Raw genomic sequence first — 26,539 nt, forward strand, 5'->3', positions numbered from 1 at the left:
GTCAGTCCGCCAGCGGCAGATAGACCCGGTTCCCGCTCGCCGCGAACTCCTTCGACTTCTCCAGCATCCCCGCCTCGATCTCCGCCGGGTCGGCGCCGGAGTCACCGCCGAACTGTTCGGTGATGCTCCTGCTGATCTTCATCGAGCAGAACTTCGGACCGCACATGGAGCAGAAGTGCGCGGTCTTTGCGGGCTCCGCGGGGAGCGTCTCGTCGTGGTAGGCCCGTGCCGTGTCCGGGTCGAGCGCCAGGTTGAACTGGTCCTCCCAGCGGAACTCGAACCGGGCGTCGGAGAGCGCGTCGTCCCACGCCTGCGCGTCCGGATGCCCCTTGGCGAGGTCCGCCGCATGCGCCGCGATCTTGTACGTGATGACACCGGTCTTCACGTCGTCCCGGTCCGGCAGGCCCAGGTGCTCCTTGGGCGTGACGTAGCAGAGCATCGCCGTGCCCCACCAGGCGATCATCGCGGCGCCGATGCCCGAGGTGATGTGGTCGTACGCGGGCGCCACATCGGTCGTCAGCGGGCCGAGCGTGTAGAACGGCGCCTCCTCGCAGATCTCCTGCTGGAGGTCGATGTTCTCCTTGATCTTGTGCATCGGGACGTGGCCCGGGCCCTCGATCATCGTCTGCACGCCGCGGGACTTGGCCACGGAGTTGAGCTCGCCGAGCGTCCTCAGCTCCGCGAACTGCGCCTCGTCGTTGGCGTCCGCGATCGAGCCGGGGCGCAGCCCGTCGCCCAGTGAGAAGGTGACGTCGTAGGCCGCCAGAATGTCGCAGAGCTCCTCGAAGTTCTCGTAGAGGAAGCTCTCCTTGTGGTGCGCCAGGCACCAGGCGGCCATGATCGAGCCGCCGCGGGAGACGATGCCGGTCTTGCGGCGGGCGGTGAGCGGGACGTAGCGCAGCAGCACGCCGGCGTGGACCGTCATGTAGTCCACGCCCTGTTCGGCCTGCTCGATGACGGTGTCCTTGTAGATCTCCCAGGTCAGTTCCTCGGCCTTGCCGTCGACCTTCTCCAGTGCCTGGTAGAGGGGGACGGTGCCGATCGGGACGGGGGAGTTGCGCAGCACCCACTCGCGGGTGGTGTGGATGTTGCGGCCGGTGGAGAGGTCCATGACCGTGTCGGCGCCCCAGCGGGTGGCCCAGGTCATCTTCTCCACCTCCTCCTCGATGGAGGAGGTGACCGCGGAGTTGCCGATGTTGGCGTTCACCTTCACCAGGAACCGCTTGCCGATGATCATCGGCTCGATCTCCGGGTGGTTGACGTTGGCCGGGAGCACCGCGCGTCCGGCGGCGATCTCCTCGCGCACCACCTCCGGGGAGACGTTCTCGCGGAGCGCGACGTACTCCATCTCCGCGGTGATCTCCCCGCGCCGGGCGTACGCGAGCTGGGTCACCGCGGCGCCGTCCCGGCCCCGGCGGGGCTGCCGCGGACGGCCCGGGAAGACGGCGTCGAGGTTCTTCAGCCCGCCGCGCGGCGAGGTGTGCTTGATGCCGTCGTCCTCGGGGCGCAGCGGCCGCCCGGCGTACTCCTCGGTGTCGCCCCGGCCGACGATCCAGTTCTCCCGGAGCGGCGCGAGTCCGCGGCGGACGTCCGTGCCGACGGCAGGGTCGGTGTACGGGCCGGAGGTGTCGTACAGCGTGACGTCCCGGCCGTTGGTGAGGTGCACCTGCCGCACCGGGACCCTGAGGTCGGGGCGCGATCCGGTCAGGTAGCCCTTGTGCCACCCGATCGTCTTCGCCTCGTCCGCAGTCGAGTCGTCCGCAGTCGAGGCAGGCGTGTGTGCATCCTGGATGGTCATGAGACCTACTCCCTACGCCGGCATTACCCGGTAACAGGTTCGGCGGTCGACGCAGCTGTGAGGTCCGGGGTCTTCCCCGGGTCCGTCCGTCAGCGCCCTCTCAGCCCGGTGCTCCGAGCTCCCGCGTGTGCAAAGTGCCTTCACGTTAACGGTTCGTTCCGGAAGGTGAAAAGGGGGGCTGCGGGGGCGCGGTCCCGGCCCGGGCGCTCCCCCGGTTCCCGCTCGGTGAACTCCGCTGCGCACGGGCCGGTGTGCGCGGCGTGCGGCCCGTCCGGAAGGCAGCGGGCCGTACTCGCGGGTACCGGTGGCGCGGGTTCCGCCCGTTCCCGCTCTTGCGATGATCGGTCGGTGACCCCATCGCCCGATGCCCACGCGCACACCCACAGCCACGGTCCCGCCGCGCCCGTCTCCCGGCACCTCCGCAAGGTCATCGCGGCGGTGCTGATCCCGTTCGCCGCGGCCGTCGTGGCGGGGCTGGTCGTCCTCTGGCCGGGCGGTGTGCCGGACCACAAACCCTCCGGGGTCGGCTTCGACCGGAAGACCGAGTCGGGCCGGGTCCTCACCGTCACGGCGGTGAGCTGCGCCAGCGCGGGCGGCGGGTCCCAGCAGCCGCCCGCCTCCGGTGGGCCGGAGCAGCAGCCCCCGCAGGGGCAGGGCGGTGCGGGCCGGGACGGCGGTACGTGCAAGAAGGCGACCGTGGAGATCACCTCCGGCAAGGACAAGGGCCGGAAGTTCGACGAGATCGTCCAGCCCGACGCGCCACGGCAGTTGGAAGCCGGGCAGGGGGTCGTCGTGGCGTACGCCCCGGACGCGCCGCGGGAGTTGCAGTACTCGGTCACCGACGCGGACCGGACGGTCCCGATGGCCCTGCTCGCGGGCATCTTCGCGATCGCGGTGGTGGCCGTCGGCCGGCTGCGGGGTCTGTTCGCTCTGATCGCGCTCGCGGTGAGCTTCGCGGTGCTGTCCCTGTTCATCCTGCCGGCGATCCTGCAGGGGTCGAATCCGCTGGTGGTGGCGGTGGTGGGGAGCAGCGCCATCATGCTGATCGCGCTGTACATGTGCCACGGCGTCAGCGCCCGGACGTCCGTGGCCGTGCTGGGCACGCTGATCTCGCTGCTGCTGATCGGCCTGCTGGGCTCGCTGTTCATCGGCTGGGCGCGGCTGACCGGCAACACCTCGGACGAGACGGGACTGATCCACGGTCTGTTCCCGGGCATCGATCTGAGCGGTCTGCTGCTGGCCGGGGTGGTCATCGGTTCGCTGGGCGTGCTCGACGACGTGACGGTGACGCAGACCTCGGCGGTGTGGGAGCTGAAGCAGGCGGATCCGACGATGTCGGTACGCCGGCTCTACCGGGCGGGCCTGCGCATCGGCCGGGACCACATCGCGTCGGTGGTCAACACCCTGGTGCTGGCCTACGCGGGCGCGGCGCTGCCGCTGCTGCTGCTGTTCTCGGTCGCGCAGAGCAGTGTGGGGACGGTCGCGAACAGCGAGATCGTCGCGGAGGAGATCGTGCGGACGCTGGTGGGCAGCATCGGTCTGGTGGCGTCGGTGCCGGTGACCACGGTCCTGGCCGCGCTGGTCGTCTCGGCCGACCGCCCCGCGGCCGCGGAGGCGGACGGGGCGGTTCCGGAGCGGACGGGGCGGGGCCGCCGCCGCAAGCGCTGACGATCCGGGAGCGGGCGGCTCAGCCGGCGTTCCGCTCGGTGGCGAGGATGTCCTCCAGGGCTGCCTCCAGGCCGCCTTCGAGGTCGGCGCACCACGGCTCGCGGCCCAGCGGGACCAGCCGTTCGGTGCGGTCGAGGAAGGCGATCAGCGGTGCGGCGCCGACGCGGAACGCCGCTCCGTCCTCCCCGACTTGAAGCCGGATCAGTACATCGGCGCTGAAACCCGGCAGTTGTGGACGGATGTGCACATCTCCGTCACCGACCGGCGCGACGAGGCCGTCGTGCAGCAGCTCCCTGGCGAAAGCCCAGGTCACCGGGGCGTCCCCGGGGAGGTGGAAGGTGAGCCGGACGGCATACGGATCCGCCACCTCGTACCGCAGCTCCACCGGAATACGGAACGACAACTCGTCGGAGACGAGGAAGCTCATCATCAGCTCTGCCTGGATCGCGTCGCGCATGCGGGACATCGTCCATCACCGCCCCGAAAGATCACAAGGAGTGAGTTTTCAGATACTGATAGTGAGCGCCCACGCGGTGAGGAGCTCCCCGATCCCGGACCGGAGCTCCTCGACGACCGGCCGGAGCCGTTCGGCCTGGTCCGACGGGAGCGAGACGGCCATGGTGGCCGCCGCCGAACCGGCGGTGATCGGCAGCGCGGCGCAGACCGCGCCGAGGGCGTACTCCTGCCGTTCGACGACCGGTTGCCGCGGGCGGACCGCGGCCAGCCGCTCCGCCAGGGCGCGTTGGTCACGCACGGTGTACGGGGTGATCGCCCGGACCGGATGGCGGGAGAGGTGGTCGCGCCGGGCGTCCTCATCGAGCTGGGAGAGCAGGCACTGCCCGATGGCGTGGGCGTGCCCGGTCTCCCGGAAGTCCGCCCACTCCTCGACCGCCGGGGCCTGGGCACTGTCGGCCACCGCCACGACGTCGATCTCGCCCTCGCGGTAGACGGCGAAGTAGACCGGGACCCCGAGCCGGCGGCTCAGGGTCCGCACCGAGTCCGTGACGCCGGCCCGGCCGCGCTGCCGCTCACCGCTCGTGCCGAGGCTCGCGGCGGCCTCGCCGTAGACGAACACCCCCTGCTCACGGCGGAGATAGCCCTCGTGGGTCAGGGTGCGCAGCAGGTGGTAGGCGGTGGGGAGCGGCAGCCCGACCTCACGCGCGAGCTGCTTCGCCGGGGCCCCGTCGCGATGGTTCCCGACCGCCTCGAGGAGGCGCAGCGCGCGCTGCACGGACCCGATCAGCGTCGGAGGGGAGGCCCCGTCCGCGGAAGCCCCGTCCGTGTGCACCGTAGCCAATGACACCCCCAGCGTCGGCCGTCGGCACTGTAACCGGAGGGCAGCGGCGACAGGAGGGATTCCTTCCGGCTGTCGCCCGGCTGGGCTAGGGGCTGCCGTTCGGGCAGGCCTGGGCTGCCCCCGGAGGGACGCCCGCGTCACCAGTCGCCGCGGGAGGAGGCCGAGGAGGAGGTGAACTTCCGCACCACGTACACGAGCCCGGCGAAGAGTGCGGCGAACACCAGGATCTTGAAGAGCAGATGGATGACGACGCCTAGCACGGTCCCGATCAGCCCGCCGAAGACGACGAGCGCCAGTACCGGCACCGCGATCCACTTCACCCACCACGGCAGGCTGCTGAAGGTCTCCTTGACTCCCATGGCCGTCCCCGCTTCCTCTCATCCGTCCCGGTCCGTCCGGGTTGCTCTCGATGCTAGGCGGGCGGGGCGCCCGGCGGGCGGCCCGCGCCCCCCGTCCTCCCCTGAGCGTTCCCCTACGGGACCGGGCGGTTCCGGTCAGCTCTCCGGCGGAGAGAAGACGACCATGACCCGCAGATCCTCGCTGATGTGATGGAACTTGTGGGGCACTCCGGCGGGCACGTACACCACGCTGCCCCGGGCCACCTGGGTGGTCTCCGTGCCCACGGTGATCGAGGCCCGGCCGCTGACCACGAAGTAGACCTCGTCCTGCCGGTGCGGGCTCTGGGGATCGGTGGTGCCGGCGTCCAGCGCGTAGAGCCCGACCGACATGTTCCTTTCGCGAAGAAACTGCAGGTATGCACCGTCGTTGGCGGCCCGCTCCGCCTCGAGTTCGTCCAGCCGGAAGGCCTTCACCACTCCACCCCTCACGCTTCAGGTTCTCTCTGCGACGATCCCACCATGAAGAACTTCGTAGTCAAGACACTCGCCAACGCGGGTGCCCTGGCTGTGGCCATCTGGCTGCTCCAGGGCATCACCCTGCCCGGCACGGGCACGGGCCGCCAGGTACTCACCCTGATACTCGTCGCCCTGCTCTTCGGGCTGGTGAACTTCGTCGTCAAGCCGGTCGTCAAGTTGCTGTCGATCCCGCTGTTCATCCTCACGCTGGGGCTGATCATCCTGGTGATCAACGCCCTGATGCTGCTGCTCACCTCCTGGCTTGCGGGCGAGCTCGGCCTCACCTTCCATGTGGACACCTTCTGGACCGCGGTCGTCGGCGGCCTGATCGTCTCGATCGTCTCCTGGGCGCTGCACCTGGTCCTGCCCGACGACGACTGACCACCCATGACCGGAACAGCAGGGAGACTGCCCATGACCGGTGACGGAACCCGCGCGGTGCGGGCCGGCCTGCCCGAGCCCGTGCCGTACGAGCCGAGCCTGCCGGGACCGGTGTTCGCCGCCCACTACCACCTGCCGGGCGACCCCGTCGGCCCGTACACCTACGGCCGCGACGAGAACCCGACCTGGACCGGGCTGGAGCGGGCGATCGGCGAGCTGGAGGCCCCGGGAGAGGAGGTCACGACGGTCGCCTTCCCGTCCGGGATGGGCGCCGTCTCCGCGGTCCTCCTCTCCCAGCTGCGCTCCGGGGACGCCGTGGTGCTGCCGGACGACGGCTACCAGGCGCTGCCGCTGGTCCGGGAGCGGCTGGAGGCGTACGGCGTCGAGGTGCGCACCGCGCCCACCGCCGGGGACGCCCAGCTCGCGCTGCTCGACGGCGCGAAGCTGCTGTGGCTGGAGACACCGTCCAACCCCGGGCTGGAGGTGTGCGACATCCGCCGCCTGGCGGACGCCGCGCACGCCGCCGGGGCCCTGGTCGCGGTGGACAACACCCTGGCCACCCCGCTCGGCCAGCGGCCGCTGGACCTCGGCGCGGACTTCTCGGTCGCCAGCGGCACCAAGGCGCTGACCGGGCACGGCGATGTGCTGCTCGGCTACGTCACCTGCCGCGATCCGGAGCGGGCCGCGGAGGTGCGGCGGTGGCGCAAGACCGCGGGGGCGATCCTCGGGCCGATGGAGGCCTGGCTGGCGCACCGTTCGCTGGCCACCCTCCAGCTGCGCGTGGACCGGCAGGCCGCCACCGCCCTGGCGCTCGCCGAGGCGCTGCGCGGCCGGCCCGAGGTGACCGGGCTGCGCCACCCCGGTCTGCCCGGCGACCCGTCCCACGCGGTCGCGGTCCGGCAGATGCGCGGCGGCCGGTTCGGCTGTGTGGTGTCCTTCGTGCTGCCGGACCGGGCCCGGGCCGAACGGTTCCTGGCCGCGCTGTCGCTGGTGGACGACGCGACCAGCTTCGGTGGCGTGCGGTCCACCGCGGAGCGGCGCGGCCGGTGGGGCGGCGACGCGGTGCCGGAGGGCTTCATCCGCTTCTCGGTCGGCGCCGAGGACCCCGAGGACCTGGTGGCGGACGTGGTGCGAGCACTGGACGCGTCCGCGGAGGCGGCGACTGCGTGAAGGACCGCAACACCGCGGCCGACGCACGGCGACGGACGGCTCGAGCCTCCCCCCTCGTGGCTCGAGCCGTCCCGGTTCAATGAACAACGAACCGCGGATTCCAGGCTAGTTGACTCTGCGTCAGTGTCCAATCACCGTAGCGACACAGGCCTATCGGCATTCTTATAGTTGACGCACTGTCCGCGTCGGCGAACGGAGGGTCGGCATGGACCTGGCCTTGCTCCGTACCTTCGTGACCGTGCACCGGGCGGGGTCGTTCACCCGCGCCGCCGCCCTGCTCGGTCTCTCCCAGCCCGCCGTCACCGGCCAGATACGCGCCCTGGAGCGGCAGCTCGGCCGCCCCCTCTTCCTCCGCCGGGCCCGCGGCGTCGTCCCCACCGGCATCGGCGACGAGCTGGCCCACCGGGTGGCTCCGCACCTCGACGCCCTGGTGGAGATCACCGGGGCCGACGGCCCGGCGGGGCGCACCCTCCACCTCGCGGGCCCGCCCGAGTTCACCGCGCTGCGGGTGCTGCCCGCCCTGATGCCACTGCTCGCCCGGGGACCGGCGCTCCGGACGACCTTCGGCGGCGCGGAGGAGACCCTCGGCGGACTCGCCGCCGGACATCACGATCTGGCCATCACCACCGCCCGCCCCCGGGGCGGTCTGCTGACCGCGACTCCGCTCTGCGACGAGGAGCACGTCCTGGTGGCCGCGCCCCGCTGGGCGGCCCGGATCGGCGCGTACGGGGGTGTCCAGGCGCGGGGGTTACCGGCGCTGGAACAGCTTCCGGTGGTCGAGGTGCACGAGAGCCTGCCGCTGGTCTCCCGCTACTGGGCGGCCGTCTTCGACGCGAAGCCCGCCGCGCCGGGCGCGATCGTCGCCCCCGATCTGCGCGCGGTGCTGACGTGTGTGGCGGCCGGGGCCGGGCTGGCCGTGCTCCCCCGCTACCTCTGCGAGGACGCGCTGGACACCGGGGAGGTGGTCGCGCTGCTCGACCCGCCGGTGCCACCGCTGCGCACCTACTTCCTGGCCGTGCGGACCGGCACCCTCGGACTGCCGCACATCGCCCGGGCGCACGACTGGCTGTTGCGCGCCGCGGTGGACTGGTGACCGTCGGACAGGCACCGCCGGCCCCGGTGGGAAGGGCCGCCTCCGGAACGTTTCGGAGGGCCCTGGCCGGGCGACATCTCTCCCATGACCGAACGACCCGTGGTCAAGCGAACCGCCCGCGCCATCCTGCTCGACGGTGACGAGATGCTGCTGATCAAGCGGACCAAGCCCGGGTGTCCGCCCTACTGGATCACCCCGGGCGGCGGGGTCGAGCCGGAGGACGCCACCGTCGTCGACGCCCTCCACCGCGAGGTGGACGAGGAGCTGGGCGCCAAGGTCACCGACGTCGTCCCGGTCTTCGTCGACACCGTCGAGCACATCACCGACGGCGGGGTGACCGGGGTGAAGGTGCAGCACTTCTTCGTCTGCCGGCTCGAATCGCTGGACCTCTCCCGGCGGCACGGACCCGAGGTCGAGGAGCCGTGCGGGGAGTACGCGGTGGAGCGCATCCCGTTCAGCCGGGTGGGCATCGCCTCGGTCGAGGTCGTCCCCCTCTCGCTGCGCCACTACCTGGACGGCAACATCGAGGGCGTGCGGGCGATGCACGCCCCCGACCTGGGCTGATACGACGACAGCCGGCCGGACGAAGCTCCCGGACCGGCCACCCGCTCAGCGGAACCAGCCGCCGTACGGCGCCGGCCGGCTTCCCGCGTCCCGGCGGCGGGCCTCCGCGAGGGCCTGTTCGGCGACCCGGCGCCAGCCCGCGGCCCCCTCGCCGGCCCACGACGGCCCGTCCGCGCCCTCCCGGGGCGGCCGGGTGTACGGCGGACGGCTCCCGGCCTCGGCGGCGGCGCCGAAGAAGTCCCCGCCCTTGCGCTTGACGTCGTCGGACCCCCACGCCTGCGCCCGGTCCTGCGCCGGGACCTTCTGCAGGTGCGGGATGTGCTTGGCGCAGTGGATATACGCCTCCTCGACCGTGACCTCGACCCAGACCCGGGCCCGGCGGCCGGGCACCGGGTCGACCGGCAGTTCCGGACGGGCGGCCCGCATCTCCGCGTCGGGGACGATCCTCGCCCGGCCGTTGATGTGCAGCCCGATCCGGTCCCGGAGGAAGTCGATCAGCATGATGCCGAGGTGCGGGTTCTCCTCGATGTTGCCCAGGCTGGCGTGCACGCCGTTGCCCCGGTACTCGGGGTAGACCAGCGTCCGGTCGTCCAGGACCCGGAGGAAGCCGGGCGGCCCGGCCCGGAACGAACTGTCGCACTCGCCGTGCCGGTCCGCGGTGGCCAGGAAGAACATCTCCTGCCGGCCGACGAACTCGCGCATCCGGTCGTTCAGCCGGTCGAGCACCTGCTCCCGGTAGAACCGGTCGGCGCGCGCGGTCGTCCCCAGCGCCCGCTGCACCGCGTGCTCGCCGTCGCTGCCGGGGCGCTCGGCGGGCCCGGGCGACGCCCCGGGAGGCTCGGTGTCGGACGGCGCCGCGCCGGGATCCGTCTCCACGTCCGCGTCCATCAGGCGCCCGCCGCCACCAGCTCTTCGAGGGAGTCGTGCCGGATGCGGTGCGAGGGGATGCCGATGCCGGTGAGCGCGTCGATACCGCTGCGGATCATGCCGGGCGGGCCGGAGAGGTACGCGTCGTAGGCGTTCCAGGGGCCGTACTGCCGGACGGCGTCGGGCAGCGGGCCGCTGAGGCCGTTGGTCGGGCCGTGCGAGACGACCGGCCGCACCGCCAGCCAGGAGTGCGACTTCTCCAGCCGCAGCAGGGTGTCGATGTCGTAGAGGTCGTGGTCGCTGCGGGCGCCGTAGAAGACCTCGACGGGGCGCGTGCGGCCGTGCTCGGCGACGTCCTCCACCAGCGCCTTGATGGGGGCGATGCCGGTGCCGCCGCCCAGGCAGAGGAGTCCGTTGTCGGTGCTGTGGTCGACGGTCATGGAACCTGCGGGCGGGCCGAGGCGGATGGTGTCGCCCGGACGCGCCCGGTGCACCAGGGCGTTCGACACCCAGCCGGCCGGGACCGCCTTCACGTGGAAGGAGAGCAGCCCGTCGGAGCGCGGCGCGGAGGAGAAGGAGTAGTGCCGCCAGACGCGCGGCCACCACGGGGTCTCCAGCGACGTGTACTGGCCGGCCCGGAACGGGTAGGGCTGGTCGGGCCGCACGGTGACCACCGCGATGTCGGGAGTGCGCAGATCGTGGGCGACCACCTCGGCGTCCCACCAGGCGGGGGCCGTGCGCTCGTTCTCGGCCGCCGCGTCGATCATGATCTGGGAGATCGCGGTGTAGGCGCGCACCCAGGCGGCCTGGGTCTCGGCGCTCCAGCTCTCCGGGGCGTGACGGGCGAGCGCGCCGAGCAGGGCCTCGCCGACCGCCGGGTAGTGCTCGGGCTGCGTGCCGTACTTCCGGTGGCCGCGGCCGAGATGGGAGAGGTACTCGCTGAGGGTGGCCGAGTCGTCCACGTGCCGGGCCGCCGTCAGCAGGGCCTTGAACAGGCGGTCGCGCTGGGTGTCCATGGAGGCGGGGAACAGCGCCCGCAGATCCGGGTGCTGGACGAAGAGCATCGCGTAGAAGTACGAGGTGACCTTGTCCGCGATGGGCTCGATCTCCGCCATGGTGCGCTGGATGAGGATCGCGTCCGGTGAGGCGGTGCCGGCTTCGGCGGCCGGCCGGGGCCGGTCCTCGGGGTGCGCCTCGGCCGCGGGGCCGGCGGTGTTTGCGGGGGCCGCGGTGCTTGCGGGTCTCGTGGCGCCTGCGGACCCCGCGGTGCCTGCGGCGGCGGGGGCGGCGGGAGCTGCGGACGAGGTGCCGCCCGCCGGGCCCGCCGGGGGCTGCGACGAGGCCGGGTGCGCGGGGTGCTGGGGCTGCTGCCGGGGCGGTGCCGCCGGGGACGGCGCTGTTCCGGCGGGCGCCTGAGGAGCCGGTGCCTGAGAAGCAGGTGCCTGAGGAGTGGACGGCGCGGACGGCGCGGCGGCGTACGGCGGCTGCGGCCGGTCGGCGTGCGGCTGGGGCGGGGTGCCACGCGGCGGCTGCGGGGCGGTCCGCTGGGGGAACGTCTGCTGCGGGGCCGTCTGCTGCGCGGCGGCCTGCTGCGGCTGGGGGCGGCCCGCCGCGGCGGCGCCCCCGGGGCGAGGCGCTGCCGCGCGCTGCTCCTCCGGGCGCTGCTCTTCGGCGTAGCGCTCGTCGGGGTAGTGCTCTTCGGGGCGGTGCGGGTCGGTGGCGACCAGGCCCTGGCCGGTCCGGCGCATGAAGGAGGGGACCAGCTGCTCCTCCTCGGCGGGAGCGGGCTCGCCGTACCCGGCGGCGGGGCCGGCCGGCGGCGCACCGCGGTCATCGGCGTACGGACGGCCCTGCGGAGCGGTGCCCGGAGCGGTGCCGGGCTCACCGGGCGCCCGGTATCCGGGAGCCGCGTAGCCGTCGGTGTGGTCCGGGGCGGGGCGCTCGGGCGTGCCGTACCCGGGGGCCGCCGGCTGCGGGCCGGTTCCGGGACGTACGCCCTGGCCGGGACCGTGGTCGGCGGGGCGTTGGTGCTCGGGGGCGCCGCCGAAGGCGTTCGGCGGGGCGGCGGGACCGGGCCGGGGGGCGTCGTCGTGCTGCTCGGCCGGCCCGCGGTCCTGGCCGCGGCCGCCCACCGGGCGGATCGGGCTCACCGGACGGCTGGGTATCCGGTCGGCCTGTTCCCGGTCCTCGTTTTCGGGTTCCGTTGTCCGCTTCCTGCTCGGCCCAGGAGTGAACCAACCCCAGTCCCCACCGTTTCCGCCAGAGCCGCCGTTATCGGCTGACGTAGTGGTCGGAGCATCCATGGTCTGCCTCGCCTCGAACGTCTTTCGGTCAGTCTTCGCACATCCAAACGTTGGAATGTGCCCGCAATTGATCGCTCTCGATCAAAGTCCTTTACGGCTCTTACCAGCGCCGACGAGTCAACACAAAGCGGACGAAAGCCGCCTGGTGTGACATTGGCCGCAGTTCCCTTCCGTGCAGCGTGCCACTTCCCATGACCTCGCCGGACAAATAGCCGGAAGTCCGGGTACTGAAGGCCGCATTCCCGCTAGGCTGCCATGTCAGTCTCGACATGACGGCAGCGAGTCGTGGCTGAACTGGAGTCGACCATACCGGGCGCGGATGAAACCACAAGTCCCGATCTCGATCACTTCCGGAAACCCCCCGATTTCCGTGATCTCGCCCACAATGCCGAGAATTCCCTAGGCGACTCGCCAGTAATGAATTACCGGCGGTTACGCACCAGTTCGTAAGCCTCTCGGAGATCACGTCCGGTGTATGCCCATGAGGCGAGGTCCGTCAGATGGTGGTCCGCGTTCACCGCGACCGACGTCGGTACCGCCGCGAAGAGCTCCGCGTCCGACATCGAGTCGCCGTAGGCCACGCAGTCCGCGCGCGCCACCCCGAACCGCGCGCACAGCTCGTCGGCGATCCGGACCTTCGCCGCGGGGGAGAGGATGCCCGCGGGGTCGACCGGCTCACGGAACGGCACCGCCGGGAAGCGGGATCCGTACGCCGCGTGCGCCCCCCAGTCCAGCAGCCGCTCCACGAAGAAGCCGGGCGACAGGGAGATCACCGCGCAGTGGTCGCCGCTCTCCCGGATACCCGCCCACACCTCGCGGATGCCGTCCAGCCACGGTGCGCCGTCGAACGCCGCCGCCACATGGGCCTCGGTGAGGTCGGACCAGAGGTCGCGGACCCGCTCCGCGAACGCGGGCGGCTCGATCCGCCGCGTCGCGAAGGCCCGTTCGAGCTCGGCGATCTCCTCGGTCAGACCGAGCTGCCGGGAGATCTCCACCGGCGCCGCCGAGCCGTGTATCAGGGTGCCGTCCAGGTCGAAGAGATGCAGAGTCGCCATGGCGCGAGGGTAGGCGTACTCGCCCGCGCGCAGCGGCGGATACTCCCGCTGCGGGATGCGCCCCGGCCCGGCCGCGGCGACCGTGGAGGCATGCATCTGACCCGCCCCGCCCGCCGGGCCGCCCTCGTCGTCCATGTGTGTGTCGGTGTCGGCTGGCTCGGCCTGACGGTCGGTCTGCTCGCCCTCGGCATCGCCGCCGCGGCCACCGAATCCGCCGTCACCGCCGAGGCCGCCTACCGTGCGATGAAGGTCTTCGGCGACTGGCTGGTCGCCCCGCTCAGTGTGCTCTCCCTGCTCAGCGGGGTGGTGCTGGCCCTGGGCACGCCCTGGGGGCTGGCCCGGCACCGCTGGGTGCTGACCAAGTTCTGGCTCACCCTCGCCGCGACCGGCGCCTCGGTCGTCGCCCTCCGCTCGCGGATCGACCACGCGGCGGCGGCCGTCGACTCCGGCGGGCCGGTGGGGGCGGCCGCCACCGATCTCGTGGTCGCCCCGGCGGTGGCCACGGCCCTCTATGTGTTCCTCACCGCGGTCTCGGTCCTGAAGCCCTGGGGGCTCACCCGGCGCGGCCGCCGGGTGCGGGGGACCGCGCGTTCCGCCGGCGGCGCCGACCGGTCCGGACAGCGGGCGGGCACCGCCTCGGACAGCCCGGCGCCCTGAGACCGCGGTCGGACCGCCCGGCACACGGCTGACGACCAGGTGCCGGGCGAGCGCGGGCTTTCACCGGGAGGCAGTTGTCAGGAGTGAGCCGCCGGCGCCCGAAGCTCCTCGGCCGGCCGGCCACCGGCCACGACCCGGCCGCCGCCGCGGGCCGTCCGGCGCTCCAGGGCACCGGAGAGCACGGCCAGCCCGAGCGCGGACGCCGCGAGCGCCGCGCCCACCACGTTGGGCGCGGTGGGGCCGAAGCCCTGGGTGAGGACGACCCCGCCGAGCCAAGCGGCCAGCGCGTTGCCGAGGTTGAAGGCACCGATGTTGACCGCCGACGCGAGGGTGGGCGCCCCCGCGGTCTGGTCGAGCACCCGCTTCTGCAGCGGCGGCACGGTCGCGAAGCCCAGCGCTCCGATCAGCGGCAGGGTCACGGCGGCCGCCACCTTGTCGTACGCGGTGAAGGCGAACAGCCCGAGCACCAGGGCCAGCGCGGCCAGGGCCACGTACAGCATCGGCATCAGGGCCCGGTCGGCGAACTTCCCGCCGACGAGGTTGCCGGCGACCATGCCCAGGCCGAAGAGGACCAGCAGCCAGGTGACGGAGGAGTCCGCGAAGCCTGCCGCCCCGGTCATCATCGGCGCGATGTAGGTGACGGCGGCGAAGACCCCGCCGAAGCCCAGGACCGTCATCCCCATCGCGAGCAGCACCTGGACGTTGCGGAAGGCGGCCAGCTCGCCGCGGAGCCGGGCCCCCTCCGGCCGCGGCTGTGCCGGGACCAGCGCCGCGATACCGGCCAGGCCGACCACGCCGAGCGCCGCGACCAGGGTGAACGTGACCCGCCAGCCCAGTCCCTGCCCGATGAAGGTGCCCGCCGGTACCCCCACCACATTGGCCACCGTCAGGCCGGTGAACATCAGCGCGATGGCCCCGGCCCGCTTCTGCGGGGCGACCAGGTCGGCCGCGACCACCGCGCCGATGCCGAAGAAGGCGCCGTGCGCCAGGGAGGCCAGGACGCGCCCCGCGAGCATCACGCCGAAGACGGGCGCGGCCGCGGAGAGCAGATTGCCCGCGACGAACAGCCCCATGAGCAGCATCAGCATCCGCTTGCGGGGGATCCGGGTGCCCAGCGCGGCGAGCAGCGGGGCACCGATGCCGACCCCGAGGGCATAGCCGGTGGTCAGGAGGCCGGCCGTCGGGATGGAGACGTGGAAGTCGGCCGCGACCTCGGGCAGCAGCCCCATGATCACGAATTCGGTGGTGCCGATGCCGAAGGCGCCGATGGCCAGCGCCAGAAGAGCGAGAGGCATGAGTGCGCCTTCCCTGTGTACGTGCGTGCGCTCCTTACGGGCGCAGACAATAGTTGCAGACGCTTGTTATTTTCAAGCGATGCATTTGCAGACGCCGTATATTTCGGTGGTGGCCTATCCTGGGGTCCGGATGGAACGGCCGTGCGCCGTGGGACGAGCCGAGGAGGACATCGGATGTCCGAGCCGAACGCCGGGGAGCGCGGCCTCGCGCAGGGCTGGTGCGCCCTCACGCTGCTGCACGGCAGGATCGAGGCCCATATCGAGCGGGCCCTCCAGGCCGGACACGAGCTGAGCGTCCGCGAGTTCTCCGTGCTGAACGTGCTCAGCGGACAGCACCGGGGCGAGGGCGGGCACCTGCGGATGAACCGGCTCGCGGACGCCGTCGTCCTCAGCCAGAGCGCCACCACCCGGCTGGTCAACCGGCTCGAGGACCGCGGTCTGCTGTCCCGCTACCTCTGCCCCACCGACCGGCGGGGCATCTACACCGAGGTCACCGAGACCGGCCGTGACCTGCTGGAACGCGCCCGCCCGACCCATGACGCGGCTCTCCGGGAAGCACTGGACGAGGCCTCGGGGGTGCCGGAGCTGGCTCCGCTGGTCGCCGCGGTGGAGGCCATCGGCCCGGCGGCCCCGGTCGTCGCGGTCTAGAAACCCCCGCCACCGGAGAGCCCGGCCCGCTTAGGGTGCGGCCATGAATGATCTTGAGATCCGCCCGGCGGCGCCGCAGGACATCCCCGCCGTCGTCGCGATGCTGGCCGACGACCCCCTCGGCGCGCAGCGCGAGTCACCCGACGACCCGGCGCCGTACCTGCGCGCCCTGGAACGGCTGACGGCCGACCCGAACCAGCATCTGGTGGTGGCCGAACGCGCGGGCCGGGTCGTGGGGACGCTCCAGCTCACCGTGATACCCGGCCTCTCCCGCCGCGGCACCACCCGCTCCGTCATCGAGGGCGTGCGCGTCCACGCGGACGAACGGGGCAGCGGCCTGGGCACGCTGCTGATCGAATGGGCGGTGGCCGAGTCGCGCCGCCAGGACTGCGGGCTGGTGCAGCTGACCTCCGACGCCACCCGCACCGACGCCCACCGCTTCTACGAGCGGCTCGGCTTCACCGGCTCGCACATCGGCTTCAAACTCCAGCTCTGACGCCCACCGCCGAGGGCGGCGGCACCGGCCGGCGGTCTCCGCGCCGGCCGGCGACTCCGGCGGCGGCGACCGCCACGGCCGCGACCGCTACGGAAGGGGCCGCCAGCCCTGCGGGTCGACCCCGCCCGGCACCGGTGCCGCGGGGTCGTACGGCTGCCGGGTGAACACGAAGGACCCCAGGTCGAGGTGGCTCACCGAGCCGTCGTCGGACCGCACCGCGCGGAGCGTCTCGCCCGCGTGGTAGCCGTCCAGGCCGGTCCACGTCCCGTCCTTCTCGGCCCGGAAGCGGGAGGCGCGGCCGGCGCCGCCGAGCGGGGTGAGCTCCAGGGAGCGGCCGGCGGCGAGGCGCAGCGTGTACGGCGTCGGCCCCCAGTACCAGGGCCCGGTCAGCGCCAGCAGCTCCGGATCGGCCTCCGGGAGCGGCTTCCAGGGGGCGGGGACCACGGGCTCGCGCTCGGCCACGATCCGGACGAGTTCCGCGGCGACGGCGGCGACCGCGGGCCCGGCGGTCACATTGGCCATGACCACCGCGGCCAGCCGGTCCTCCGCGCTCGTCCACAGCGTGGCGAGGAAGCCGGGCAGGGAGCCGGTGTGTCCGGCCAGCGTCCGGCCGTCCCGGCGGACGAGCTGGAGACCGAGGCCGTAGCCCGCGTCCCAGCTGTCGCTCCCGGGTGCCGCGGCCGGGGTGCGCATCTCGGCGAGGGTCTCCGGTGCGAGCACCCGCTCGTCGCCCGCGGTGAGGAAGGCGCCCCAGCGGCCGAGGTCGGCGGCCGTGGACCAGAGCTGACCGGCGGGTTCCATCAGCCCCAGGTCCTGGGCGGGTTCGGGGAGCAGCACATCCGCCCACGGATGCACCGCCCAGCCGTCGGCGTACGGGGCTTGGTGCCGCGTCGTCGTCCGGTCCATCCCGAGCGGTTCCAGCACCTCGCGCCGCAGCACGGTCTCCCACGGTTCGCCGCGCAGCTGCTCGACGAGGGAACCGAGCAGGGTGTAGCCGGGGTTGGAGTAGTGGTGCACCCGGCCGGGCGGGTGCCGGAACGGTTCCTCGCCCAGGACGTCGGGGAGCGCGCGGCGCAGCTCGCCCGGCGTCCGCTCCCACCAGGGGCCGGGGGTCTCGGCGGCCAGGCCGCCGGTGTGGGCGAGCAGCTGGGCGATCGTCACCTCCCCGGCTCCGGTCGCCGGAAGGTGCTTGTCGAGCGGGTCGGCGAGGTCGAGCAGCCCCTCGTCGCGCAGGCGCAGCACCAGGACGGCGGTGAAGGTCTTGGTGATCGAGCCCGTCCGGTACTGGGTGTCGCCGTCCGGCTCCCGCCCCGCCACCGCGCCGCGGCCCCCTGTCCACACCGTACGGCCGTCCCGTACGACCGCCCCGACCAGCGACGGGGCACGGCCCTGAGCCTGTGCGGTGGCGATCCGGTGGTGCAGGGCCCGCCGGGTGTCGGGCAGCAGATTCTCGAACGGGTCAGTCATGGGGACCACTTCTACCGGTGCGCGGGACACGGCGCACGCTTTTGCCGCGCCCGCGGGGCGTACGGCGGGGGCACCGGGGCCGCTCGGGCGGGCCGGATCACGGGGACCGAGGCCGCATGGCCGGGCCGTACCGCGGAGCACCGGGCCGGACGGCTCGGGCGGGCCGGGCCGCGGAGCACCCGGCCCCACCGCCGGGGCGGGGCCGGGCCGCGCGGCCGCCGATCCCTCTTCCGGCCCTCCGGTGACCCGAACCGTACGACCGCACCCGGCTCACTCCACCTCACGCCCTCCCGCCGTCGGGCCCGCGGAGCGCCTTCACCATCACCCGCTCGCGGGTGACGCCGTCGGACAGCAGCGCGCCGGGCTCGTCCGTGGTGACGAACCCGTTGCGCCGGTACAGGGCGACAGCGGACGCATTGCCCGGGATCACGGCGAGCCGCAGCACCCCGGCCCCCGACTGCCGGGCCCAGGTCTCGACCGCTGCGATCAGCCGGTCCCCGACACCGCGGCCCCGCGCCTCCGGGCCGACCCACACCGACCTCAGCTCGCACCCGCCCCTGCCGTCGGGGACGCCCCGGGCGACCCCGACGGCCCGGCCGTCCAGCAGGGCGACGACAGGGTGGGCGCCGGGCATCTCCAGTCGTGCCCGCCACTGCTCCTCCCCGCCCCGGTCCCAGTCGGCGAGCCGGGCGGTGAACGCCTCCGGCGCCTCGGCCAGGGCAGCGAGCCGGACCTCCCGCCACAGCGGCCAGTCGTCCACCGTGAGAACCCGCAGGGACACCACCATGCCGACGAGTCTGCCGCGAGGCCCCGGAGCCGTCCATGGCACTCCGCGGCCTCCGGGTTCCCGCCGGTGGGAGGCCTCGGGACGATCCCCCGCCGGCCGTCGCCGCGAGTCCCGAGCCGCAGCGGGGCCGGGGCGGCGGCACCGAACCTATGCGGGGTGCGGTGCGCCGAGTTCCCTGGCCCCGTAGAGAGCGGCTTCCGCTCCGGTCAGCAACGCCCAATAGCGGTCTCCGTACGACCAGTGCCACCACTCCGTGGGGTCATGACGCCATCCTCCCGCAGGCCGAACTCGCCCTTTCAGGCAGCAAGTTCATGGCCCTCTGAGTCCCAGGCCCGCAAGAGCTCGTGCGACGGCGGACCCAGAACGAGGCCGGCCTCCGTCCGGCCGGCACTCCCCGTCCGGGCCTCGTCCTCGGAAACCGGCCGGATTCTCGGCGATGACCGGCCGGACGACCGAGTCGAGATCCACACCACTTGAGCGCTCAAGGCCACGTGACGATTCGGCCCCACACGGCAGGTCTGCGCAGGACGGCCGCGGCCTGCGCGCCTCAGCTCCGTGTCCCATCCGATTCCGAGCCGGGACCATCCCAGGGATGCCGACACCGAATTGAGGCCCTGCATCCGGTCTGTAGGGTCTCAGCCTCTGTGTCCTGCAGCGACGCTGTGACCTGGACGTTTTCAGGCTGTCTCACGTCGTGTCGTCTGCCTGCCGTCTCAGCCTCGTGTCATTTCCTCAAGCGGGTGCTGAAGGCCGCCAGCTCCTCAGTCCTGGTCAACGTCGTCTGCTGTGTGGGGAAGCAGTGGGAACAGTCGGGTGATGAGTGCCACCGGTCGAGCGCCGTCGGGCCGGGCCAGGGGGCGTTGTTCGCGGTCCTGGTAGGGGGCGAGCGCACGTCGGATCACGTTCGCGACCCGGCTCATCTCTTCAGGTGTCAGGTAGGCGACAGCGCTGAAGGCTTCGTCGAGGCGCCATTCGGACGGCGCTTCATCTCGCTGAGTCAGCCATCGCTGCCAGCTCTCGTCCTCCAGCCCACGGGCCAAGTCGCCGAACTGCTCCTCCGCCATCGGACCGTCGGCGTCGGGGGTGTGCTGCCTCAGACGCCAGGGACGTGCACGGCCTCCGCTGTGGGGAGCCTCTTCGATGTATCCGTGACGTGCGAGCTGCCGTAGGTGAAATGAGCAGAGCCCAGAGCTGTAGCCCAGCCGGGAGGCGGCTTCAGTCGCCGTGATGGTGCCGACTTCGGCGAGCAGGTCCAGCAAGGCTGTGCGGACCTCGTGCTCGCGCAATTCTTCGCCGGTGCCGGCTGCCTGGTCGTCCGGGGTGTTGACGTCATCTTCAGTCACTTTGCAAAGTCTGCTACTTTGCAAAGAGCTTGGCAAGTAGTAGTCCTGCTGAAGGCATCGGCTGCGGTGACCTCCGCGGCATCTGTGGCGTGTGCAAAAGGGAGACAGCCATGTCTGTTCGTCACCAGCGGCCCCGTTCCCTCGACCGGCGAGTCCGTGTGCAAGGCCGCGCAGTGGACACCTATCCGGCTCTGCCACCGGAGGCGGAACGGGGTTCGGTTCGCAGAGTCACGGTGGTGGGTGAGGAGGTACTGAGCCATCCGTGCCGGGAGGTGACCGAGTTCGGGACTCCGGAGTTGTCGGCGTTAATTGACGACATGTTCCTGACCATGTATGTCGCCGACGGCGCCGGTCTGGCCGCCAACCAGGTTGGCGTCGACCTGCGGCTGTTCGTGTATGACTGCCCGGACGACTATGGGATCCGGCATGTCGGTCACATCATCAACCCCGTCCTGGACCTGCCCGATCCGAGGAGTCGGCGGCTTGTTGACGAATCCGAGGGCTGCCTGTCCGTGCCCGGTGCCGCCATGGCGGTTCCCCGCACCGATCGTGCTGCCGCTCGCGGGTTCGACAAGGACGGCAACCCTCTCGTCATCGACGGGATGGGCTACTTCGCCCGATGTCTGCAGCATGAGACCGATCACCTCGTCGGCCACACGTATCTTGACCGGCTCTCAAAGCGGGACCGCAAGGACGCGTTTCGGCAGATGGAAGACCGCCGTGAAGATGTCTTCGCCCAACGCGCGATCAAGGCCGCCCGCCTGGGCCAATGAGACGCCTGACGGCAGCGACCTGTGAATCTCAGCTCGGTGTCGGATCCGACTTCAATCCGACATCGACCGTGAGATTCCGACACGAAATTTGAGAACCTACACGGTCCGTTCAGGTCTGAGCCATGTCCACGAACCGGGAGTAGTGGCCCTGGAAGGCCACGGTGATCGTCGCGGTCGGACCGTTACGGTGCTTCGCCACGATCAGGTCCGCCTCGCCCGCCCGCGGGGACTCCTTCTCGTAGGCGTCCTCGCGGTGCAGCAGGATGACCATGTCGGCGTCCTGCTCGATGGAGCCCGACTCACGCAGGTCCGACACCATCGGCTTCTTGTCCGTCCGCTGCTCCGGACCACGGTTCAGCTGCGACAGCGCGATGACCGGGACTTCGAGCTCCTTGGCCAGCAGCTTCAGGTTCCGGGACATGTCCGAGACCTCCTGCTGACGGCTCTCGGGGCGCCGCGCGCCGCCGGACTGCATCAGCTGGAGGTAGTCGATGACGACCAGTTGCAGGTCGTTGCGCTGCTTGAGCCGCCGGCACTTGGCCCGGATCTCCATCATCGACAGGTTGGGCGAGTCGTCGATGTAGAGCGGGGCGCCGGAGACGTCCGGCATCCGGCGGGCCAGCCGGGTCCAGTCCTCGTCGGTCATGCTGCCCGACCGCATGTGGTGCAGGGCGACCCGGGCCTCGGCGGACAGCAATCGCATCGCGATCTCGTTGCGCCCCATCTCCAGGGAGAAGATCACGCTCGGCATGTTGCTCTTGATGGAACAGGCCCGGGCGAAGTCCAGCGCCAGGGTGGACTTGCCCATCGCGGGACGGGCCGCGATGACGATCATCTGGCCCGGGTGCAGTCCGTTGGTGAGCGAGTCCAGATCCGTGAAGCCGGTCGGGACGCCCGACATCTGACCGCTGCGCGAGCCGATGGCCTCGATCTCGTCGAGGGCGCCCTCCATGATGTCGCCGAGCGGGAGGTAGTCCTCGCTGGTCCGCTGCTCGGTGACGGCGTAGATCTCGGCCTGGGCGTTGTTGACGATCTCGTCCACGTCGCCGTCGGCCGCGTATCCCATCTGGGTGATACGGGTGCCCGCCTCGACCAGCCGCCGCAGCACCGCCCGCTCGTGGACGATCTCGGCGTAGTACTCGGCGTTCGCCGCCGTCGGCACCGACTGCACCAGGGTGTGCAGATAGGACGCGCCGCCGACCTTGGTGATCTCGCCGCGCTTCGTCAGCTCCGCGGCGACCGTGATCGGGTCGGCGGGCTCGCCCTTGGCGTAGAGGTCGAGGATCGCCTGGTAGACGGTCTCGTGCGCCGGGCGGTAGAAGTCGTTGCCCTTGAGGACCTCCACCACGTCGGCGATGGCGTCCTTGGACAGCAGCATGCCGCCGAGCACGGACTGCTCGGCGTCCAGATCCTGCGGGGGCACGCGTTCGAAGCCGGAGCCGCCCGACCAGTCGTCCTCACCGCGGTCGTGCCGCTCGGTCCGCGCCCGGTCGCCGCCGCGGGGGGACCGGGAGGCCGGCAGACGATCACTCGGACCCAGGTCCGCCGCCCAGGCATCTTCCATCTCCTGTTGGCTCACCCCGGCACCTCCCTCCGACCGCGACGCGCGCCCTTCCGGGCACGGCGCATTCCCCGATGCCGTCCTCGTCCTTCATACGGCACGGCGCTGACACATGAGGCGCCCGACTCCCGGTCCGGCGCGTCGAGTTCACTGGGGTTTCGAGGCCGGAACAGGCGGCGGGCGCCGCACCACGGTAGGGCCGACGCCACCGTCAGCCAAGATGGTTATCCACAGGCCATGTGGATGGTCGGGCCCAACCTGTGGAGAAGCGCGCCAAACCTGTGCACAGCGCGGGGGAAAGCACTGTGGACAAACACACAATCACCCCAACCGCACCGCCCTGACCTGCACTTTTTCCATCCACTGGCTGTGCAGAAGAAAAACTTCCCCGAGGGGTTCAAGATCGCGACAAACGGCGCAGAGGAGATCGCCCCTCCGAGTGCTCAGTAAGGGACCATGGACCCTTGCACCTCTTACCTGTGGAAGATTACGGTGGGGCGCATGAATCAGGGCCCCGCGACCGCGCAGCGCAGCAGACGCCACGATCGCGAGATCGTGACGCTCGCCCTCCCCGCCTTCGGCGCACTCGTCGCGGAACCGCTCTTCCTCATGGTCGACAGTGCGATCGTCGGCCACCTCGGCACCCCGCAGCTGGCCGGGCTCGGCATCTCCGGCGGCCTGCTGCTGACCGCCGTCAACGTCTTCGTCTTCCTCGCCTACGCCACCACCGCCGCGGTCGCCCGCCGGGTGGGCGCGGGAGACCTTCCGGCCGCGATCCGGCAGGGCATGGACGGCATCTGGCTCGCCCTGCTGCTCGGTGCCGGCGTGGCCGTGGCCACGGTGGCGGCAGCTCCGGCGCTGGTCGGGCTCTTCGGCGCCTCCGACACGGCCACCCCGTATGCCGTGACCTATCTGCGGATCAGCGCCCTCGGCATACCGGCCATGCTCGTCGTGCTGGCCGCCACCGGCGTGCTGCGGGGCCTCCAGGACACCCGGACCCCGCTCAAGGTCGCGATCGGCGGCTTCGCCGCCAACGCCGCCCTCAACGCGGCGCTCGTCTACGGTGCCGGTCTCGGGATCGCCGGCTCCGCCTGGGGCACCGTCGTCGCCCAGTGCGGCATGGCGGCGGCCTATCTCGTCGTCGTGGTGCGCGGAGCACGGAAGCACGGCGCCTCCCTGCGCCCCGACGCCGCCGGCATCCGGGCCTGCGCCCAGGCAGGGGCGCCCCTGCTCATCCGTACGCTGTCGCTGCGCGCGGTTCTGCTGATCGCCACAGCGGTGGCGGCCCGGCTCGGCGACGCCGAGATCGCCGCCCACCAGATCATCGTGTCGCTCTGGTCACTGCTGGCCTTCGCCCTGGACGCCATCGCCATCGCCGGGCAGGCCATCATCGGCCGCTACCTGGGAGCCGAGGACGTGGCCGGCGCCAAGGCGGCCTGCCGGCGGATGGTGCAGTGGGGCATCGCCTCCGGGGTGGTGCTGGGCCTGCTGGTGGTGATCGCCCGGCCGCTGATCCTGCCGGTGTTCACCGGTGACCCGGCGGTGCACGAACTCCTGCTCCCCGCCCTGCTGGTCGTCGCACTCACCCAGCCGGTCGCGGGGGTGGTCTTCGTCCTGGACGGTGTGCTGATGGGCGCCGGCGACGGTCCGTACCTGGCCTGGGCCATGATCGCGACACTCGCCGTGTTCGCCCCGGTGGCGCTCGCCGTACCGCACCTCGGGGGCGGCCTCACCGCCCTGTGGTGGGTGATGGCCCTGATGATGTCGATCCGGCTGGTCACCCTGGCGACCAGGACACGGTCCGGGCGCTGGATCGTCACCGGCGCGACCCGCTGACGCCGCGTCGCTGACGCCGCGTCCGGGTGGAGCGGTAAGCCGTCAGGAGGGACGCCCTCCTGCGGACACTCCTCCCGCACCACGGACCGGCGCGTCCGTCACCGCGAACACGGCACGTGCGCCATGGGCATGGCGCCTGTCCATGGACACAGCCCTGACTCCCCTGTCCGGGGGACACCACCTCCGGTCCCGGACACCACCGCGTCACCGCGAACACGGCGAAGGGGCCGCACCTCGTCAGGTGCGGCCCCTTCGACACGATGTGCCGAGCACAGCGTCAGGCGGCGACGACCTCGATGCCGACCTTCGCGGTGACCTCGGCGTGCAGACGCACGGACACCTGGTGCGCGCCCAGGGTCTTGATCGGCGTGCCGAGCTCGACACGGCGCTTGTCCACGTCCGGACCACCGGCAGCCTTGATCGCCGAGGCGATGTCGGCCGGGGTCACGGAGCCGAAGAGACGGCCGGCTTCACCCGAGCGGGTGGCCAGACGGACCTTCACGCCCTCGAGCTGAGCCTTGACCTCGTTGGCCTGCTCGATCGTGGCGATCTCGCGGATCTTGCGACCGCGACGGATCTGCTCGACGTCCTTCTCGCCACCCTTGGTCCAGCGGATCGCGAAACCGCGCGGGACCAGGTAGTTGCGAGCGTAGCCGTCCTTGACGTCCACGACGTCGCCTGCGGTGCCGAGGCCGGAGACCTCGTGCGTGAGGATGATCTTCATGATTCGGTCACCCTCCCTTTAGCGAGCAGTCGAGGTGTAGGGCAGCAGCGCCATCTCACGGCTGTTCTTCACGGCCGTGGCGACGTCACGCTGGTGCTGGGTGCAGTTGCCGGTGACCCGGCGGGCACGGATCTTGCCGCGGTCGGAAATGAACTTCCGCAGCAGGTTCGTGTCCTTGTAGTCGACGTAGGAGATCTTCTCCTTGCAGAACACGCAAACCTTCTTCTTAGGCTTGCGAGCAGGCGGCTTCGCCATTGTCTCTCTCCAGTGTGATCAAGAAGTTTGTGCTGGTCGCCCTGACCAGACCGCCGAGGCGGCCTAGAAGGGCGGCTCGTCCGAGTAGCCGCCGCCGGAGCCGGAGCCGCCGCCCCAGCCACCGCCACCGCCCTGCTGGCCACCGCCGGCCGGCGCGCCGGTCGCCCACGGGTCGTCGGCGGGAGCCCCGCCGCCGCCCTGCTGGCCGCCACCGGGGCCGCCGCCCCAGCCGCCGCCACCCTGGCCACCGCCGCCACCGCCGCCGTAACCACCCTGGCCACCGCGGCCGGTGGTCTTGGTGACCTTGGCCGTGGCATTGCGCAGGCTGGCGCCGACCTCGTCGACATCCAGCTCGTAGACCGTGCGCTTGACGCCCTCGCGGTCCTCGTAGGACCGCTGCTTCAGCCGGCCCTGCACGATGACGCGCATGCCGCGCTGGAGCGACTCGGCGACGTTCTCCGCCGCCTGACGCCACACCGAGCACGTGAGGAAGAGGCTCTCGCCGTCCTTCCACTCGTTGGTCTGGCGGTCGAAGGTGCGGGGAGTGGACGCGACGCGGAACTTCGCGACCGCCGCACCGGACGGGGTGAAGCGCAGCTCGGGGTCGTCGACGAGATTGCCGACGACCGTGATGACGGTCTCGCCTGCCATGGGTGAACCTCTCGGCGGGTGTGCTGCTGGCTGCTTGCTGCTCGGACCCGATTACCGCTGAACGTCAGTCGCGAGGACTGAGGTCAGTGGGTCTCGGGACGGAGGACCTTGGTCCGGAGGACCGACTCGTTCAGGTTCATCTGACGGTCGAGCTCCTTGACAACCCCAGGCTCGGCCTGCAGGTCGATGACCGAGTAGATGCCCTCGGGCTTCTTGTTGATCTCGTACGAGAGACGACGACGGCCCCAGGTGTCGACCTTCTCGACCTTGCCGTTGCCCTCACGGACGACGGAAAGGAAGTTCTCGATCAGCGGGGAGACAGCGCGCTCCTCGAGATCGGGGTCGAGGATGACCATCACCTCGTAGTGACGCATGTGGAACCCACCTCCTCTGGACTCAGCGGCCACGGCATTTCCGTGGCAGGAGGGTCGTAATGCGTTAGCAACGGTATCGGCTGCCACTGACAGTCGGTTCCCGTCCCGTTGCGGGACCGGAATTCGACCTGGACAGACGCCGGTGCAGACCGTACAGAGTACCTGCTACGAGCCTTCCGGTTGAAATCCGGACCCGGATGGCCGCAATCTGTACACATCGGGTGGGTGCGGCGCTACAGTGCGCCGCCGATTCGCCAGGAGGTGCCCCATGGCGCAACCGGTCCGACAGTCCCACGGCCGCTTCTCCGCACTGACCTCTGTCCTCAACAGCGACGGCAAGGCGCATCCCGTCGCGAACAGCCTGGTGGCCGCGACGATCGTGCTGGGGGCTGTCGCCTTCGTCACGGCGCAGTTCGACAACCTCCACCTGATCAGCTCCTGGACCGGTCTGATCGGTGTCCTGACCGGGGCATGGGGGCAGATGATCTCGGCGACCACCGCTGAGCGCTTTCTCCTGATCATCGGGCTCGGTGCGGCGGCGTTCGGCTTCTTCCTCGGCATGGCCCACGGCGGGCTCTTCGGCGGGGTGCTCGGCTAGCGGCGCGGCGGGGCGCAGGTGGCC

General features: G+C 71.7%; 28 protein-coding genes and 1 riboswitch. Of the genes, 11 read left to right on the forward strand and 17 right to left on the reverse strand.

From position 1 onward, the window contains the following. Position 1: 1 nt before the first annotated feature. A complete protein-coding gene (gene thiC / locus ACFYYR_RS17855; RefSeq protein WP_388853690.1) occupies positions 2-1,798 on the reverse strand; it encodes a phosphomethylpyrimidine synthase ThiC in 1,797 nt (598 codons plus the stop codon). Next, positions 1,791-1,933, reverse strand: a riboswitch (TPP riboswitch). It overlaps the preceding gene by 8 nt. A 213-nt stretch (positions 1,934-2,146) precedes the next feature. Between thiC and ACFYYR_RS17860 the strand changes: the two genes are divergently transcribed. Next, positions 2,147-3,466 carry a YibE/F family protein gene (locus ACFYYR_RS17860; RefSeq protein WP_388853693.1) on the forward strand — a complete coding sequence of 440 codons (1,320 nt, stop codon included), beginning with the start codon at positions 2,147-2,149 and terminating at the stop codon, positions 3,464-3,466. Positions 3,467-3,485: 19 nt separating this feature from the next. On the opposite strand, the gene ACFYYR_RS17865 is transcribed toward ACFYYR_RS17860, so the two are convergent. The 4 genes from ACFYYR_RS17865 to ACFYYR_RS17880 form a co-directional block, all read right to left on the reverse strand. Then, positions 3,486-3,923 carry an SsgA family sporulation/cell division regulator gene (locus ACFYYR_RS17865; protein ID WP_388853695.1) on the reverse strand — a complete coding sequence of 146 codons (438 nt, stop codon included), beginning with the start codon at positions 3,921-3,923 and terminating at the stop codon, positions 3,486-3,488. 48 nt (positions 3,924-3,971) lie between these two features. Further along, complete coding sequence (locus ACFYYR_RS17870) at positions 3,972-4,697, reverse strand: IclR family transcriptional regulator (RefSeq protein ID WP_388853699.1); 726 nt, start codon at positions 4,695-4,697, stop codon at positions 3,972-3,974. A 203-nt stretch (positions 4,698-4,900) separates the two neighbouring features. Next, positions 4,901-5,122: a DUF5326 family protein gene (locus ACFYYR_RS17875; protein WP_388853703.1), complete on the reverse strand. Its 222-nt coding sequence runs from the start codon at positions 5,120-5,122 to the stop codon at positions 4,901-4,903. A gap of 135 nt (positions 5,123-5,257) precedes the next feature. Beyond that, positions 5,258-5,575 (reverse strand): cupin domain-containing protein, encoded by a 318-nt coding sequence (locus ACFYYR_RS17880; protein WP_388854456.1) that lies wholly within the window; start codon positions 5,573-5,575, stop codon positions 5,258-5,260. A 45-nt stretch (positions 5,576-5,620) separates the two neighbouring features. Between ACFYYR_RS17880 and ACFYYR_RS17885 the strand changes: the two genes are divergently transcribed. From ACFYYR_RS17885 to ACFYYR_RS17900, 4 genes are all read left to right on the forward strand, one after another. Then, entirely contained in the window at positions 5,621-5,998 is a 378-nt protein-coding gene (locus tag ACFYYR_RS17885; protein ID WP_388853706.1) for a phage holin family protein, read from the forward strand. A gap of 33 nt (positions 5,999-6,031) precedes the next feature. Beyond that, on the forward strand, positions 6,032-7,168 hold the full coding sequence (locus ACFYYR_RS17890; protein ID WP_388853709.1) for a cystathionine gamma-lyase: 1,137 nt from the start codon (positions 6,032-6,034) through the stop codon (positions 7,166-7,168). A 205-nt stretch (positions 7,169-7,373) separates the two neighbouring features. After that, positions 7,374-8,261 (forward strand): LysR family transcriptional regulator, encoded by an 888-nt coding sequence (locus tag ACFYYR_RS17895; protein WP_388853712.1) that lies wholly within the window; start codon positions 7,374-7,376, stop codon positions 8,259-8,261. 84 nt (positions 8,262-8,345) lie between these two features. Continuing rightward, entirely contained in the window at positions 8,346-8,825 is a 480-nt protein-coding gene (locus ACFYYR_RS17900) for an NUDIX hydrolase (RefSeq protein WP_351509026.1), read from the forward strand. Positions 8,826-8,870: 45 nt separating this feature from the next. On the opposite strand, the gene ACFYYR_RS17905 is transcribed toward ACFYYR_RS17900, so the two are convergent. From ACFYYR_RS17905 to ACFYYR_RS17915, 3 genes are all read right to left on the reverse strand, one after another. Beyond that, positions 8,871-9,605: a pyridoxamine 5'-phosphate oxidase family protein gene (locus tag ACFYYR_RS17905; RefSeq protein ID WP_388854459.1), complete on the reverse strand. Its 735-nt coding sequence runs from the start codon at positions 9,603-9,605 to the stop codon at positions 8,871-8,873. A 107-nt stretch (positions 9,606-9,712) separates the two neighbouring features. Then, the gene (locus ACFYYR_RS17910) at positions 9,713-11,842 is read right to left on the reverse strand and encodes a globin domain-containing protein (RefSeq protein ID WP_388853716.1); all 2,130 of its coding nucleotides are present in this window, start codon (positions 11,840-11,842) and stop codon (positions 9,713-9,715) included. Positions 11,843-12,417: 575 nt separating this feature from the next. Beyond that, entirely contained in the window at positions 12,418-13,050 is a 633-nt protein-coding gene (locus tag ACFYYR_RS17915) for an HAD family hydrolase (protein ID WP_388854462.1), read from the reverse strand. Between the two features lie 90 nt (positions 13,051-13,140). Here ACFYYR_RS17915 and ACFYYR_RS17920 point away from each other — a divergent pair, with 90 nt between their 5' ends. After that, positions 13,141-13,707, forward strand: coding sequence for a DUF2269 domain-containing protein (locus tag ACFYYR_RS17920; RefSeq protein WP_388853719.1), 567 nt, complete (start codon positions 13,141-13,143; stop codon positions 13,705-13,707). A 77-nt stretch (positions 13,708-13,784) separates the two neighbouring features. Here ACFYYR_RS17920 and ACFYYR_RS17925 read toward each other — a convergent pair whose 3' ends face one another. Further along, positions 13,785-15,002, reverse strand: a complete 1,218-nt coding sequence (locus ACFYYR_RS17925; protein ID WP_388853722.1) for an MFS transporter — start codon at positions 15,000-15,002, stop codon at positions 13,785-13,787. Between the two features lie 174 nt (positions 15,003-15,176). On the opposite strand from ACFYYR_RS17925, the gene ACFYYR_RS17930 reads away from it, so the two are divergent. After that, positions 15,177-15,650 carry a MarR family winged helix-turn-helix transcriptional regulator gene (locus ACFYYR_RS17930; protein ID WP_388853725.1) on the forward strand — a complete coding sequence of 158 codons (474 nt, stop codon included), beginning with the start codon at positions 15,177-15,179 and terminating at the stop codon, positions 15,648-15,650. Positions 15,651-15,693: 43 nt separating this feature from the next. Beyond that, positions 15,694-16,146 carry a GNAT family N-acetyltransferase gene (locus ACFYYR_RS17935; protein WP_388853728.1) on the forward strand — a complete coding sequence of 151 codons (453 nt, stop codon included), beginning with the start codon at positions 15,694-15,696 and terminating at the stop codon, positions 16,144-16,146. An 87-nt stretch (positions 16,147-16,233) separates the two neighbouring features. Here ACFYYR_RS17935 and ACFYYR_RS17940 read toward each other — a convergent pair whose 3' ends face one another. From ACFYYR_RS17940 to ACFYYR_RS17950, 3 genes are all read right to left on the reverse strand, one after another. Then, on the reverse strand, positions 16,234-17,613 hold the full coding sequence (locus ACFYYR_RS17940) for a serine hydrolase domain-containing protein (RefSeq protein WP_388853731.1): 1,380 nt from the start codon (positions 17,611-17,613) through the stop codon (positions 16,234-16,236). A 280-nt stretch (positions 17,614-17,893) separates the two neighbouring features. After that, on the reverse strand, positions 17,894-18,397 hold the full coding sequence (locus tag ACFYYR_RS17945; RefSeq protein ID WP_388854465.1) for a GNAT family N-acetyltransferase: 504 nt from the start codon (positions 18,395-18,397) through the stop codon (positions 17,894-17,896). Between the two features lie 764 nt (positions 18,398-19,161). Continuing rightward, positions 19,162-19,743, reverse strand: coding sequence for a winged helix-turn-helix domain-containing protein (locus tag ACFYYR_RS17950; RefSeq protein WP_388853734.1), 582 nt, complete (start codon positions 19,741-19,743; stop codon positions 19,162-19,164). A 110-nt stretch (positions 19,744-19,853) separates the two neighbouring features. Between ACFYYR_RS17950 and def the strand changes: the two genes are divergently transcribed. Further along, positions 19,854-20,516, forward strand: coding sequence for a peptide deformylase (gene def, locus ACFYYR_RS17955; RefSeq protein WP_388853738.1), 663 nt, complete (start codon positions 19,854-19,856; stop codon positions 20,514-20,516). A 109-nt stretch (positions 20,517-20,625) separates the two neighbouring features. Here the strand turns inward: def and dnaB are convergent, their stop codons facing one another. After that, positions 20,626-22,080, reverse strand: coding sequence for a replicative DNA helicase (dnaB, locus tag ACFYYR_RS17960; protein WP_388854468.1), 1,455 nt, complete (start codon positions 22,078-22,080; stop codon positions 20,626-20,628). A 498-nt stretch (positions 22,081-22,578) separates the two neighbouring features. Between dnaB and ACFYYR_RS17965 the strand changes: the two genes are divergently transcribed. Beyond that, the gene (locus tag ACFYYR_RS17965) at positions 22,579-23,913 is read left to right on the forward strand and encodes an MATE family efflux transporter (protein WP_388853741.1); all 1,335 of its coding nucleotides are present in this window, start codon (positions 22,579-22,581) and stop codon (positions 23,911-23,913) included. 277 nt (positions 23,914-24,190) lie between these two features. Here ACFYYR_RS17965 and rplI read toward each other — a convergent pair whose 3' ends face one another. The 4 genes from rplI to rpsF all read right to left on the reverse strand — a co-directional run bounded on the left by rplI (position 24,191) and on the right by rpsF (position 25,917). Further along, on the reverse strand, positions 24,191-24,637 hold the full coding sequence (gene rplI / locus ACFYYR_RS17970; RefSeq protein WP_388853744.1) for a 50S ribosomal protein L9: 447 nt from the start codon (positions 24,635-24,637) through the stop codon (positions 24,191-24,193). An 18-nt stretch (positions 24,638-24,655) separates the two neighbouring features. Further along, a complete protein-coding gene (gene rpsR / locus ACFYYR_RS17975; protein ID WP_003978893.1) occupies positions 24,656-24,892 on the reverse strand; it encodes a 30S ribosomal protein S18 in 237 nt (78 codons plus the stop codon). Between the two features lie 63 nt (positions 24,893-24,955). Beyond that, positions 24,956-25,543 (reverse strand): single-stranded DNA-binding protein, encoded by a 588-nt coding sequence (locus tag ACFYYR_RS17980; protein ID WP_388853747.1) that lies wholly within the window; start codon positions 25,541-25,543, stop codon positions 24,956-24,958. Positions 25,544-25,626: 83 nt separating this feature from the next. Further along, the gene (gene rpsF, locus ACFYYR_RS17985) at positions 25,627-25,917 is read right to left on the reverse strand and encodes a 30S ribosomal protein S6 (RefSeq protein ID WP_351509044.1); all 291 of its coding nucleotides are present in this window, start codon (positions 25,915-25,917) and stop codon (positions 25,627-25,629) included. A gap of 268 nt (positions 25,918-26,185) precedes the next feature. Here rpsF and ACFYYR_RS17990 point away from each other — a divergent pair, with 268 nt between their 5' ends. After that, positions 26,186-26,515, forward strand: coding sequence for a hypothetical protein (locus ACFYYR_RS17990; RefSeq protein WP_388853751.1), 330 nt, complete (start codon positions 26,186-26,188; stop codon positions 26,513-26,515). The last annotated feature ends 24 nt before the right edge of the window (positions 26,516-26,539 follow it).

The organism is Streptomyces sp. NPDC001922 (assembly GCF_042891165.1).
Taxonomy (GTDB): domain Bacteria; phylum Actinomycetota; class Actinomycetes; order Streptomycetales; family Streptomycetaceae; genus Streptomyces.

What these genes read in the sequence shown, in the direction of transcription:
- ACFYYR_RS17875 (WP_388853703.1), bottom strand. Translation starts at nt 5,122, where the DNA reads ATGGGAGTCAAGGAGACCTTCAGCAGCCTGCCGTGGTGGGTGAAGTGG.
- rplI (WP_388853744.1), bottom strand. Translation starts at nt 24,637, where the DNA reads ATGAAGATCATCCTCACGCACGAGGTCTCCGGCCTCGGCACCGCAGGC.
- rpsR (WP_003978893.1), bottom strand. Translation starts at nt 24,892, where the DNA reads ATGGCGAAGCCGCCTGCTCGCAAGCCTAAGAAGAAGGTTTGCGTGTTC.
- ACFYYR_RS17865 (WP_388853695.1), bottom strand. Translation starts at nt 3,923, where the DNA reads ATGCGCGACGCGATCCAGGCAGAGCTGATGATGAGCTTCCTCGTCTCC.
- ACFYYR_RS17900 (WP_351509026.1), top strand. Translation starts at nt 8,346, where the DNA reads ATGACCGAACGACCCGTGGTCAAGCGAACCGCCCGCGCCATCCTGCTC.
- thiC (WP_388853690.1), bottom strand. Translation starts at nt 1,798, where the DNA reads ATGACCATCCAGGATGCACACACGCCTGCCTCGACTGCGGACGACTCG.
- ACFYYR_RS17925 (WP_388853722.1), bottom strand. Translation starts at nt 15,002, where the DNA reads ATGCCTCTCGCTCTTCTGGCGCTGGCCATCGGCGCCTTCGGCATCGGC.
- ACFYYR_RS17965 (WP_388853741.1), top strand. Translation starts at nt 22,579, where the DNA reads ATGAATCAGGGCCCCGCGACCGCGCAGCGCAGCAGACGCCACGATCGC.
- ACFYYR_RS17930 (WP_388853725.1), top strand. Translation starts at nt 15,177, where the DNA reads ATGTCCGAGCCGAACGCCGGGGAGCGCGGCCTCGCGCAGGGCTGGTGC.
- ACFYYR_RS17890 (WP_388853709.1), top strand. Translation starts at nt 6,032, where the DNA reads ATGACCGGTGACGGAACCCGCGCGGTGCGGGCCGGCCTGCCCGAGCCC.
- ACFYYR_RS17895 (WP_388853712.1), top strand. Translation starts at nt 7,374, where the DNA reads ATGGACCTGGCCTTGCTCCGTACCTTCGTGACCGTGCACCGGGCGGGG.
- ACFYYR_RS17885 (WP_388853706.1), top strand. Translation starts at nt 5,621, where the DNA reads ATGAAGAACTTCGTAGTCAAGACACTCGCCAACGCGGGTGCCCTGGCT.
- ACFYYR_RS17940 (WP_388853731.1), bottom strand. Translation starts at nt 17,613, where the DNA reads ATGACTGACCCGTTCGAGAATCTGCTGCCCGACACCCGGCGGGCCCTG.
- def (WP_388853738.1), top strand. Translation starts at nt 19,854, where the DNA reads ATGTCTGTTCGTCACCAGCGGCCCCGTTCCCTCGACCGGCGAGTCCGT.
- ACFYYR_RS17980 (WP_388853747.1), bottom strand. Translation starts at nt 25,543, where the DNA reads ATGGCAGGCGAGACCGTCATCACGGTCGTCGGCAATCTCGTCGACGAC.
- dnaB (WP_388854468.1), bottom strand. Translation starts at nt 22,080, where the DNA reads ATGGAAGATGCCTGGGCGGCGGACCTGGGTCCGAGTGATCGTCTGCCG.
- ACFYYR_RS17915 (WP_388854462.1), bottom strand. Translation starts at nt 13,050, where the DNA reads ATGGCGACTCTGCATCTCTTCGACCTGGACGGCACCCTGATACACGGC.
- ACFYYR_RS17935 (WP_388853728.1), top strand. Translation starts at nt 15,694, where the DNA reads ATGAATGATCTTGAGATCCGCCCGGCGGCGCCGCAGGACATCCCCGCC.
- ACFYYR_RS17990 (WP_388853751.1), top strand. Translation starts at nt 26,186, where the DNA reads ATGGCGCAACCGGTCCGACAGTCCCACGGCCGCTTCTCCGCACTGACC.
- rpsF (WP_351509044.1), bottom strand. Translation starts at nt 25,917, where the DNA reads ATGCGTCACTACGAGGTGATGGTCATCCTCGACCCCGATCTCGAGGAG.
- ACFYYR_RS17920 (WP_388853719.1), top strand. Translation starts at nt 13,141, where the DNA reads ATGCATCTGACCCGCCCCGCCCGCCGGGCCGCCCTCGTCGTCCATGTG.